General features: G+C 41.3%; 13 protein-coding genes. All 13 read left to right on the top strand.

The annotated features are described in order from the left end of the window. The first annotated feature begins 108 nt into the window (after positions 1-108). The 13 genes from J7I93_RS02120 (at position 109) to J7I93_RS02060 (ending at position 11,706) form a co-directional block, all read left to right on the top strand. Positions 109-336 (top strand): YqzK family protein, encoded by a 228-nt coding sequence (locus J7I93_RS02120; protein ID WP_214722806.1) that lies wholly within the window; start codon positions 109-111, stop codon positions 334-336. 9 nt (positions 337-345) lie between these two features. Continuing rightward, complete coding sequence (gene xerD, locus J7I93_RS02115) at positions 346-1,239, top strand: site-specific tyrosine recombinase XerD (RefSeq protein WP_214722805.1); 894 nt, start codon at positions 346-348, stop codon at positions 1,237-1,239. Between the two features lie 276 nt (positions 1,240-1,515). Further along, complete coding sequence (gene deoB, locus J7I93_RS02110; protein ID WP_214722804.1) at positions 1,516-2,700, top strand: phosphopentomutase; 1,185 nt, start codon at positions 1,516-1,518, stop codon at positions 2,698-2,700. A 30-nt stretch (positions 2,701-2,730) separates the two neighbouring features. Continuing rightward, positions 2,731-3,552 (top strand): purine-nucleoside phosphorylase, encoded by an 822-nt coding sequence (locus J7I93_RS02105; RefSeq protein WP_214723038.1) that lies wholly within the window; start codon positions 2,731-2,733, stop codon positions 3,550-3,552. 35 nt (positions 3,553-3,587) lie between these two features. Next, the gene (locus J7I93_RS02100) at positions 3,588-4,892 is read left to right on the top strand and encodes a pyrimidine-nucleoside phosphorylase (RefSeq protein WP_214722802.1); all 1,305 of its coding nucleotides are present in this window, start codon (positions 3,588-3,590) and stop codon (positions 4,890-4,892) included. Between the two features lie 314 nt (positions 4,893-5,206). Beyond that, complete coding sequence (locus tag J7I93_RS02095) at positions 5,207-6,370, top strand: D-alanyl-D-alanine carboxypeptidase family protein (protein ID WP_214722800.1); 1,164 nt, start codon at positions 5,207-5,209, stop codon at positions 6,368-6,370. 242 nt (positions 6,371-6,612) lie between these two features. Then, entirely contained in the window at positions 6,613-6,963 is a 351-nt protein-coding gene (spoIIAA, locus tag J7I93_RS02090; protein WP_110064298.1) for an anti-sigma F factor antagonist, read from the top strand. A gap of 3 nt (positions 6,964-6,966) precedes the next feature. Then, positions 6,967-7,407: an anti-sigma F factor gene (spoIIAB, locus tag J7I93_RS02085; protein WP_214722798.1), complete on the top strand. Its 441-nt coding sequence runs from the start codon at positions 6,967-6,969 to the stop codon at positions 7,405-7,407. Positions 7,408-7,419: 12 nt separating this feature from the next. Continuing rightward, positions 7,420-8,178 carry an RNA polymerase sporulation sigma factor SigF gene (sigF, locus tag J7I93_RS02080; RefSeq protein ID WP_214722796.1) on the top strand — a complete coding sequence of 253 codons (759 nt, stop codon included), beginning with the start codon at positions 7,420-7,422 and terminating at the stop codon, positions 8,176-8,178. A 385-nt stretch (positions 8,179-8,563) separates the two neighbouring features. Then, the gene (locus J7I93_RS02075) at positions 8,564-9,184 is read left to right on the top strand and encodes a stage V sporulation protein AA (protein ID WP_214722794.1); all 621 of its coding nucleotides are present in this window, start codon (positions 8,564-8,566) and stop codon (positions 9,182-9,184) included. Then, positions 9,174-9,596: a stage V sporulation protein AB gene (locus J7I93_RS02070; protein ID WP_214723036.1), complete on the top strand. Its 423-nt coding sequence runs from the start codon at positions 9,174-9,176 to the stop codon at positions 9,594-9,596. The genes J7I93_RS02075 and J7I93_RS02070 overlap by 11 nt, the downstream gene beginning before the upstream one ends. 72 nt (positions 9,597-9,668) lie before the next feature. Further along, positions 9,669-10,238, top strand: coding sequence for a stage V sporulation protein SpoVABEA (gene spoVAEA, locus J7I93_RS02065; protein WP_214722793.1), 570 nt, complete (start codon positions 9,669-9,671; stop codon positions 10,236-10,238). Beyond that, entirely contained in the window at positions 10,231-11,706 is a 1,476-nt protein-coding gene (locus J7I93_RS02060) for a spore germination protein (RefSeq protein ID WP_214723034.1), read from the top strand. Before spoVAEA ends, J7I93_RS02060 begins: the two co-directional genes overlap by 8 nt. Positions 11,707-11,895: the final 189 nt, after the last annotated feature.

The following is an 11,895-nucleotide window of genomic DNA, read 5'->3' as shown; positions in this document are numbered from 1 at the left end:
TTCAGAAACAGGTATAATTCTTGTCCAAAATGGCATACCTTTTATTAAATGATAGGAAAGTGGAGTTTTAGCTTTTCTTACAATTATGTGTTTTTGGGGGATAAAAGAATGAAATCCTGGCTTAGTTTGGCTTTTCAAACAATTAAAGTGTTTGTCCTTTTTACCGGATGCACAATCCTTTTTTATTATGGTATCATGTGGTTAAACGAAGAATACCAGGATTATCACCGCTATGACGAACCAAAGGGAGCGGCTGTTAAAGTTTCGGCCAGCGGAACGGACCAAGGTGCAAGCTGGCTGGACCGGTTAATTCTTTTCTACTTAAATGGGGAGTAATGCAATTATATGAACGATCAGTTAAAAGATTTTATTCATTATTTAATTGTAGAAAAAGGGCTTGCAAAGAACACGATTGTTTCTTATGAGAGAGATTTAAAAAGTTATTTGAAATATCTCAAGGCCGAAGAGAACTTGTCGAACCTTGAGAATGTACAGCGTGTGCAGATTGTCCATTTCCTTGGCTTTTTAAAAAAGCAGGGGAAATCTTCGAAAACATTGGCCCGGCACATAGCCTCGGTAAGAGCCTTCCATCAATTCCTGCTGCGTGAAAAAGCAGTGGGCCATGATCCTTCCGTCCATCTAGAATCGCCGCAAATGGAACGGTCGCTTCCAAAAGTGCTAAATATGGAAGAGGTTGAAACTTTATTGGAATTTCCTGAGATAAAGGACCATTATGGCTTGCGGGATAAAGCAATGCTTGAGCTGTTATATGCCACCGGGATTCGTGTCAGCGAGCTGATCGGCCTGGATATAGGAGATGTTCATTTAACAATGGGATTTGTAAGATGTATCGGCAAAGGCAATAAGGAGCGGATTGTGCCGATCGGCAAAACAGCAACGGAAGCCCTTGAAAGGTATCTAAATGAGGGAAGAGAAAAATTTGTTTCCAAAAGGCATAAAGACGAAGCGTTATTCTTGAACCATCATGGTAAACGCCTTTCAAGGCAGGGCTTTTGGAAGATCCTAAAGCGGCTTGCCCAGGAGGCAGGCATTGAAAAAGACTTGACTCCACATACATTGCGGCATTCATTTGCAACACATCTGCTTGAAAACGGGGCCGATTTGCGTGCAGTCCAGGAGATGCTTGGACATGCTGATATTTCTACCACTCAAATTTATACACATGTAACGAAAACACGGCTCAAGGATGTTTACAGCCAGTTTCATCCACGAGCTTAAAGTGGTAGTTTGAACAGAATAAACGCCTAAAAGTAAAATGTCATAAAGCTGCCACGAAAAACGGCAGCTTTTTCTTGTTTTATTACCTGTATATTATGTAAAATATAGATGTCAGACTTCTGACGAATAAAAGTGCTAATCTGGATTCTCTTTCTGTAAATGAACTGGTAGAACAGACTTATTACAACAAGGGAATCTGTGTTAAATGCACCTAAAAAGGGTACTATACGAATATGATTTTTTGTAACCGTATTCAAAAAATTAGGAGGTTTTTAGATGTCCAAATATACATATAAACGCGTATTTTTAATTGTTATGGATTCAGTTGGAATCGGGGAAGCGCCTGATGCCGAGAAATTCGGCGATAAAGGCGCCGATACACTTGGACATATTGCAGAAAGAATGAATGGCTTAAATATGCCAAACATGGGAAAGCTCGGCTTAAGTAATATCCGGGAAATCAAGGGAATCAAAAAAGCCGATAAGCCAATGGCTTTTTATACGAAAATGCAGGAGGCTTCCAATGGAAAAGACACAATGACTGGACACTGGGAGATTATGGGCTTGAATATCCAGACTCCATTCAGAGTGTTTCCAGACGGGTTCCCTCCGGAACTGATTTCCGAGCTTGAATCCCGTACAGGCAGAAAGATAATTGGCAATAAACCTGCAAGCGGAACAGAAATTCTGGTTGAGCTTGGAGAAGAGCACATGAAAACAGGGGCATTGATTGTATATACCTCTGCTGATTCAGTTCTGCAAATTGCTGCTCATGAAGAGATTATTCCAATTGAAGAACAGTATAAGATATGCAAAATTGCCCGTGAACTGACATTGGATGAAAAATATATGGTAGGCCGTGTCATTGCAAGGCCTTTCGTTGGAGAGCCAGGCAATTTCCAAAGAACCTCCAATCGCCATGATTACGCGTTAAAGCCGTTTGATCGTACAGTTATGAATGAAATGGCTGATAGCGGGTTGGATGTAGTTGCAATTGGCAAGATTTCAGATATTTATGATGGCGAAGGTGTAACCGAGGCAATCCGCACGACATCAAATATGGATGGCATGGATAAGATAATCGAAACGTTCGATAAGGAATTTACCGGTTTGAGCTTCTTAAATCTGGTTGATTTTGATGCTTTATTCGGGCATAGACGCAATCCGGAGGGCTACGGAAAAGCCCTGGAAGAGTATGATGCCCGTCTTCCTGAAGTATTTGCAAAGATGCAGGAAGGTGATTTATTGATGATTACAGCAGACCATGGAAATGATCCGGTCCACCATGGAACAGACCATACAAGGGAATATGTACCGCTGCTTGTATATGCAAAGGACATGGAAGAAGGCAAAGAGCTTCCGATCAGCGAAACATTTGCCGATATAGGGGCAACAATTGCCGAAAACTTTAATGTGGAAAATCCAGAATATGGAAAAAGTTTCTTGAACCTATTAAAGTAATGGAAAAAAAGCAGACGAGGAGAATCGATGATGGATTATAGTAAAATTCAAAATGCAGCCCAGTTTCTTAAAGACAAATATTCCAGCCAGCCAAGAATTGGACTTATTTTAGGGTCAGGGCTTGGAGTACTTGCAGATGAAATTGAAGACTCAGTTAAGATCCCATATAACGATATACCGGATTTTCCGGTATCCACAGTTGAAGGGCATGCAGGCCAGCTTGTGTTCGGGCGTTTAAATGGAATTGAAGTGGTAGCCATGCAAGGACGATTCCATTATTATGAGGGCTATACATTTGACAAGGTTACTTTCCCTGTCCGTGTAATGAATGAAATGGGCGTTAGTACACTGATTGTAACTAACGCAGCAGGTGGAGTAAATGAAAGTTTTTCACCTGGTGATTTAATGCTAATCTCGGACCATATCAATAATATGGGCAGCAATCCGCTAATCGGGCCTAATGATTCACGTATGGGGCCGCGTTTCCCTGATATGTCTACAGCATATTCCAAAGAGCTAAGAAAGCTTGCCAGAGGAATTGCAGATTCTCTTAACCTTAACATCCAGGAGGGTGTGTATGTTGGGAATACTGGCCCAACCTATGAAACTCCTGCAGAGGTACGAATGCTTAGAACAATGGGAGGGGATGCGGTTGGGATGTCAACTGTCCCGGAAGTCATAGTCGCACGCCATTCAGGAATGGAAGTACTCGGAATCTCCTGTATTTCAAATATGGCAGCCGGCATTCTTGACCAGCCGTTGAATCATGAAGAAGTAATTGAAACAACTGAAAAAGTTAAAGCAGATTTCCTTCGTTATGTAAAAGCAATAGTAAAAGAACTTGGTGTGTAAAAACAGATATTAAATGAAAGCTGTGGTGTTTAGTTATGAGAATGGTCGATGTTATTGAGAAGAAAAGGGACGGACAAGAGTTATCGACAGAAGAAATTCAATTCGTCATTAAAGGATATACAGACGGATCAATTCCGGATTACCAAGTAAGTGCCTTGACAATGGCCATATTTTTTCAGGGAATGACTGAAAATGAAAGAGCGGATCTGACAATGGCTATGGTAGAGTCAGGGGACCAGATCGATTTATCAAAAATAGAGGGAATTAAAGTGGATAAGCACTCCACTGGCGGAGTTGGCGATACAACCACATTAGTACTTGGTCCACTTGTAGCCGCAGTCGGAGTCCCCGTTGCGAAAATGTCTGGCCGCGGACTTGGCCATACTGGCGGAACAATCGATAAACTTGAATCTGTTGAAGGTTTCCATGTGGAAATCGAGAATGATGAATTTATTAAGCTTGTCAACCAGAATAAGATTGCTGTCATTGGTCAGAGCGGAAATTTGACTCCTGCAGACAAAAAGCTTTATGCACTGCGTGATGTAACAGCGACAGTGGATAGTATACCTCTAATTGCCAGCTCGATTATGAGCAAAAAAATTGCAGCAGGTGCTGATGCCATTGTACTTGATGTTAAAACAGGCGCCGGCGCATTTATGAAAACGCTCGAAGATTCCAGGGAACTGGCAAAGGCAATGGTGCGGATTGGGAACAATGTGGGGAGAAACACAATGGCAGTTATATCCGACATGAGCCAGCCGTTAGGATTTGCGATTGGCAACGCTCTCGAAGTAAAGGAAGCGATTGATACACTTAAAGGTGAGGGGCCTGAAGATTTGACAGAGCTTTGCCTGACCTTAGGCAGCCATATGGTTTTCCTTGCGAAAAAAGCGGATTCTCTAAAAGAAGCACGTGAAAAGCTTGAAAATGCAATGAAAGATGGATCTGCGTTAGAAACTTTTAAAATATTCCTTAATTCTCAGGGCGGAGATGCATCTGTTGTGGATGATCCCCAAAGATTGCCGCAGTCAAAATATACATTTGAACTGGAAGCCAAAGAAGATGGCTATGTATCTGAAATTGTAGCGGACGAAATTGGAACTGCTGCGATGCTTTTGGGAGCGGGAAGAGCTACAAAAGAATCAGAAATTGATCTAGCTGTAGGCCTTGTTTTAAGAAAGAAAATTGGTGACCAGGTAAACAAGGGCGAATCTCTTGTTACAATTTACAGCAACTTCGAAAATATAGAAGAAGTAAGAAACATGCTTTATGAAAACATTACAATTTCAAGTGGAAAAGTACCGGCTCCTGTACTAATTCATGAAGAAATTACTCAATAATCAAGTAAAGGAAAGCCGCCAGAACTTGTGCCTGGCGGCTTTTTCTGTATGCAAATTTCTCTTTTGGCTACTAAAGCTGCAAGGCAACCGGGACTGAAGTAAAATCCAAAAGTTTCTTGAAAAAGGCATTGCATCAGTATGAATTAACCATATAAAAGAATTTAGTAATTAGTCCCCCTAACATCCCTCTGATTTCCAATCCTCAAAATGACCTGCGAATGATTTTTCTTTATTTTCTTTTTGGACTCCTAAGGCTGTATAAATTTTCTTTAAATGGAAAAAATGGAGGCTATAAAGAATGGAGGTTTTATGTGATGAATCGAATCGTCTCATTAATGTTAATAACATTTTTATTGGCAACAATCTTTGTTCCTTCAGGATTTGCAAGGGAAAGTGGTGCAGATCTGGCGGATAATGTGAAGTCCGCAATACTAATCGAACGCGATACCGGGTCGATTTTATATGAAAAAAACAGCGGGGAACAGCTGCCTCCTGCCAGCATGACAAAAGTGATGACAATGCTGTTAATCATGGAAGCCATAGATGAAGGTAAACTCTCATGGGATGAGAAAATCCGAACAAGCGAGTATGCTGCATCAATGGGCGGTTCGCAAATATTTCTTGAACCTGGTGAAGAAATGACCACCAAGCAGATGCTCCAGGGGATTGCAATTGGTTCAGGCAATGATGCATCAGTGGCCATGGCTGAGCGAATTGCTGGCTCAGAAGAAGCTTTTGTGGAAATGATGAATAAGAAGGCGAAGGAATTGGGTCTTAAGAATACGAAGTTTCAGAATCCTACAGGCCTTCCGGCAGAAGATCATTACAGTACAGCCTATGATATGGCCATGATGGCTAAAGAGCTTCTAAAATATGAAGATATTACAAAGTTCACTGGCACATATGAAGCTTATCTGCGTGAGGATTCAGATAAAAAGTTCTGGCTTGTCAATACAAATAGACTTGTCCGCTTTTATCCGGGAGTAGACGGGCTGAAAACAGGTTTTACATCGGAGGCAAAATACTGTCTTACAGCGACCGCGCAGAAAGAGGGAATGCGGGTCATCACAGTGGTATTCGGCGCTCCAACCTCAAAGGAACGCAATGCTCAAGTTACAAAGATGCTGGACTATGCTTTCAGCCAATATAAGACACATCCGATGTACGAGAGAAATCACGCCCTGGGAAAAGTATCTGTAAGTAAAGGCGAGAAGAAACAGGTTGAAGCTCTGACTAGCGAGCCGATTTCCCTATTAACGAAAAAGGGCGAAGGTATAGAGGATATTGAGCAAAAAGTAACCTTGGATAAAAATATTAAAGCGCCTATTCAAAAAGGCGATAAGATAGGCACTTTAACCTTGAAAAAGAACGGCAAGACATTGGTGGAAAGCCCGCTTGTTGCTAAGGAAGACAACAAGGAGGCAGGCTGGTGGACACTATTCAAACGCTCGATGGGCATGTTAACAAAAACTGAATAGTTAAGGCGGGTACCTTTTTGAGAACTTGTCGAAAAGATACCATATGACAACAATTTTTAGCGAATATACACTAGTTTTGTCTTCAGGAAGGAAATAAAACGTTAGGCATCGAAATTGACTCACTATAAGGGCGGAGACCGGAATTTTTTCTGATTCTGGTTCAGTCTATCAGGCAGGAAAAAGCGAAAAGCAAGGAATATGTGCTTTTTCAGTGCAGGATACCAGATAAGGAGGCTATAGTAGTGAGTCTTAACATTAATTTGGAAGTAAAGCATGATGTTTTATGTATTCGTCTAAGTGGAGAGCTGGACCATCATTCAGCAGATGAACTGCGGGAACAGGCGACGAGAGCAATTGAAGATCATGATATCCATCATATTATTTTAAACCTTGAACATCTTTCTTTTATGGATAGTTCGGGATTGGGCGTTATTTTGGGCAGGTACAAGCAAATCAAGCAAAAACATGGCGAAATGGTTGTATGTGCGATTTCCCCTGCAGTACAAAGACTTTTTGATATGTCAGGCTTATTTAAGATTATCCGTTTAGAGCCGACCGAGGAAAATGCTTTGCAAAGATTGGGGGTTGCCTGACCTATGAAAAATGTTATGAATTTAGAATTCAGTGCATTAAGTCAAAATGAATCCTTTGCCCGTGTGACAGTTGCCGCATTTATTGCCCAGCTGGATCCAACAATGGATGAATTAACAGAAATCAAAACAGTCGTATCTGAAGCTGTAACAAACTCTATTATCCACGGTTATGAAAATGATCCAAATGGAGTTGTTTATATTTCTGTTCTAATTGAAGATGGTTTCATTGATATGACTATCAAGGATAAAGGGCTTGGAATTATGGATGTGGAGGAAGCCCGGCAGCCGCTGTTTACGACAAAGCCTGAATTAGAAAGGTCAGGTATGGGCTTTACAATTATGGAAAATTTCATGGATGAAATTGAAATCAATTCGCAACCGGGAATAGGCACAGAGATCCGATTAAGGAAGCATTTATCAAATAGTAAAATGCTATGCAATTAAGGGAGTCTTGCTATGGATGTGGAGGTTAAAACAGATAAGGGCCAAACTTATTTAAAGGACCATGAAGTCAAGGAGCTTATAAAGCAAAGCCAAAGCGGGGATCAGGGTGCGAGGGATCGGATTGTCCAGAAAAATATGCGCCTTGTCTGGTCGGTTGTCCAGAGATTCTTAAACAGAGGCTATGAACCCGACGATCTCTTCCAAATCGGCTGTATTGGCTTATTAAAATCAGTTGATAAATTTGATCTCAGTTATGACGTAAAGTTTTCAACCTATGCAGTCCCTATGATCATCGGAGAAATCCAAAGGTTTATCCGTGATGATGGAACCGTTAAGGTGAGCCGTTCTTTAAAGGAAATGGGCAACAAAATCAGGAAGGCTAAGGATGAACTTTCAAAAACACTTGGCCGTATTCCAACTGTGACTGAGCTTTCCGAGCATCTTGAGATTTCCCCTGAAGATATCATTCTGGCACAGGAAGCAAGCCGGATCCCTTCATCCATTCACGAAACGGTGTATGAAAATGACGGAGACCCAATTACCCTCCTGGACCAAATTGACGATGGCAATGAAGGCAAATGGTTTGATAAGATTGCTCTGAAGGAAGCGATACGTGAATTGGACGAGCGGGAAAGATTGATTGTCTATTTACGCTATTATAAAGACCAGACACAGTCTGAAGTAGCAGTCAGGCTTGGCATTTCCCAAGTTCAGGTTTCACGGCTCGAAAAAAAGATATTGCAGCAAATGAAAGACCGGATGGATTTGTAAAATCCATTCGGTCTTTTATTTTGGCTGTTTTCGCAAATTTTAGGCTCTTCTTCTAAAGGCTCTTTTCAAATAATTTGTTGTTTTGGACTCTAAAGCTTGCCCGTTGATTTCCGCTCCAGTCACGCAGCGAACCCGCGGGGANNCCTTCCACTCCAATCAACTCAGTAATCAAAACTAGTTTGTAAGCAACATGCTTAGAATGATTTTTTGCTGTACAGCTAACTATAAAAAATAAAGGCTTTTTTCCTAAAAAGTCCTCTAAACCTTCCTGCAAAGCCTCAAAAACCAGTTCCTCTTAATACAGCCAATTATTGGTCTTCATGAAGTAAATATATGTAACTCATACTAAATATACGAGGAAATCACTGTGTGGGAAGTGAGCGTAATGGAAAAAACGGTTTATATTCGCTTGCGGCATCGCCTGCAAGTTCGGCCGGATGAGATTATACTTCTCAAGGATATCGCTCAAGTCATTGCAGATGAGGATATTTATGAACCGCTATGCAAACTTGCTTTGTATCGGGTAACGGACAATGACCGGAACATAATCGTTATTGACGTTATGAAAGTGATCCGCGCTATAACTAATTCATTTCCGAACCTGGAAGTCCAGTCTATAGGGCCGGCTCAGGCAATTGTCGAGGTTGTCACAAAGAAGCGAAAGGTTTCTCTTCCGCTTTTCCTGTTGGTTTGGGCCCTGCTATTTATTGGGGCTGCACTGGCCATTATGAATTTCCATGAAGACGTCAGCATGCAAGCTGTCCAGCTAAGAATTTACACCATTATAACAGGAGAAGTGGATACCAAGCCGCTCATCTTTCAAATCCCATATTCAATAGGACTGGGCCTGGGGATGATTATTTTTTTCAATCATGTCTTTAAAAAACGGCTTAATGAAGAACCAAGCCCTTTGGAAGTGGAAATGTTTAATTATCAGCTTGACCTAGATAATTATGTTGCTTTACATGAGAACAAGGAGAGTATGAAGCACATTGATGACAATTAATGTTGTTTTGGTGATGATCATTGGATTGGCGGGAGGATTGGCGGTTGGCTCAGGTTTCGTTGCATTTTTGGCGGTTTTGGGAATCATACCAAGACTCACTCAACTGACTAAAACGATGAAAATGATTCACCATTACGAAGCTGCAGTCGTTTTAGGTGCATTGGCAGGAGCATTGGCGTCCCTTTGGAATCCGGTTTTGTTTTTTACACCATATCTTTTGGTTCCGCTAGGACTGGCAGCAGGTGTATTCGTAGGAATGCTTGCAGCCGCCCTAACTGAGGTGTTGAACGTTTTTCCAATCCTTGCGAAAAGAATCGGAGTTGATGGAAAAATTGCCATATTACTGATGGCGTTTGTATTTGGAAAAGTAATCGGCTCACTATTTCAATGGGTGTACTTTGTTAACAAATAAGATAATGTACTGCCGAACAGGCTGGCTGCAGAGTTTTGTTTAAACAATATTCATTCAGAAAGGAAAACTATTATGGATGATCAGAGGCACGTCATTCTTATAACTGATGGAGACGACTATGCAAGGAAAACTGTTGAGCTTGTTGCAAAGGAAATCGGAGGCAGATGCTTGTCCTTGTCTCATGGAAATCCATCTGTTTTAACCGGCCAGCAAATCGTTAAGCTTATAAAAAAAGTCTCCCATGACCCTGTCCTAGTCATGTTTGATGACAGCGGATTTATTGGGGAGGGTGCAGGAGAGAATGCCCTGAAATATGTGGCGTGCCATAAAGATATCCATGTTTTAGGTGTTATAGCGGTAGCTTCGAAAACGAGGCAGGCTGAATGGACAAAAGTTGATGTTTGTATTGATAGCAATGGGGAGCTCACCCCATATGGTGTTGATAAGTTTGGTGTTCCTGAGATGGAGGCCGGGCGCATCAATGGCGATACTGTATATTGTCTTGATCAGTTAGATGTTCCGATTATTGTGGGAATTGGCGATATTGGAAAAATGTCGAAAAAGGACCATTACGATAAAGGTTCACCAATTACCAGGAAGGCAGTAGAACTTGTTTTGGAAAGGAGCGGATATGATGTCTGACAGCAAGAAGAACGATAAAATGCCCATTCCTGAATCTGTTAAAGAAATTGAAAGGTATATGAAAGACAGAGTTGGCTTGGGGGATAGTTTTGATTTAGGAGTCCGCAAGCTAAAGGTTTTAAGAAAAGATGTCCATTTTTATTATATAAATGGCTTGACTGATACCCAGTTTATTATTGAAATCGTTGAAGGGCTTGTTGAAATTAACGATAATGAAAAGCTTTCAACTAAACTGTTTGAAATAGTTGAAAATCGAATTATGCACCAGTCGGTTGAACATATAAAAACAATGGATGAGCTGGTTGACCAAGTACTATCAGGGCTTATTGTAGTGGTTGTAGAGGGAGCGGGAGTAGGTCTTGTTGTAGATGTCCGAAGCTATCCAGGAAGGACACCGCAAGAACCCGATACTGAAAAAGTTGTACGCGGTTCACGCGATGGATATGTTGAAAATATTATTGTAAATACAGCGTTAACAAGAAGAAGAATAAGGGATGAAAGACTCCGTTTTGAAATTATGCGGGTAGGTGAGCGTGGAAAAACAGATGTTGCTATAGGTTATATTAAAGATGTAGCCAATAAGGATTTGGTCGACCTTATCAGAAAAGAAATAAAAGCCATCGAAATTGATGGAATTACAATGGCAGATAAAACAGTTGAAGAATTTTTGTTAAAGCAGGGCTATAACCCGTTCCCGCTTGTCCGCTATACTGAAAGAGCTGACGTGGCAGCTGCCCATTTGCTCGAAGGGCATGTCATTGTATTTGTAGATACTTCACCAAGTGTCATCATCACACCTACCACTTATTTTCATCATTTGCAGCATGCTGAGGAATATAGACAATCCCCAGCAGTTGGAACGTTTGTCCGCTGGATTCGCTTTCTCGGATTGCTTGCATCTATCGTACTGTTGCCGTTATGGTTTTTGTTTGTTTTGGAGCCTTCGCTCTTGCCGGAAAGAATTGCGTTTGTCGGCCCAAATGAAGAAACAAATGTACCAGTAATTGTGCAATTGTTCCTTGCTGATGTTGGAATTGAATTCCTCAGAATTGCAGCTATTCATACGCCGACACCGCTTTCGACAGCAATGGGCCTAATTGCAGCGGTACTCATAGGGCAAATCGCAATTGATGTTGGCTTGTTTGTGCCGGAAGTTATTTTGTACGTAGCTTTGGCGGCAATCGGGACATTTGCGACCCCAAGCTATGAGCTGAGCATTGCAAATAAAATAGTGAGACTGGGCCTTCTGGTATCAGTAGCCCTGTTCCATACACCTGGACTAGTCGTGGGGTTAACACTGGTCATCTTGATTCTGGCAAGCATTAAATCTTTGAATACTCCTTATTTATGGCCGTTTATTCCGTTTAGCCCGGTTGCCTTTACACAGATTTTGATTCGCCGATCAATGCCTGGTTCAAAAATACGGCCAAGCATCGTTCAGACAAAAAACCGTTATAAGCAGCCGTGAAATAAGATATGTGCGGAATGCCGATTGCGAAAATGCACGAAATATGGTAAAGTGTTTTTAATTGAATAAAGGGTTAAAGGAAACAGAATAGACAGTCTCTTGCAGAAACTGTCTATTTCTTTAATAAATTTTTATTGAGTTAGCTGGGGCAAATGCAGCTTGATTTTTAAAAGAGGGAGTCACTTCTTC

Origin of the sequence: Bacillus sp. ISL-47, from assembly GCF_018613175.1 — a bacterium.
Lineage (GTDB): Bacteria > Bacillota > Bacilli > Bacillales > Cytobacillaceae > Cytobacillus.
Note: the sequence above shows the minus strand (reverse complement) of the source record. Positions and strands in the feature narration are given on the sequence as shown.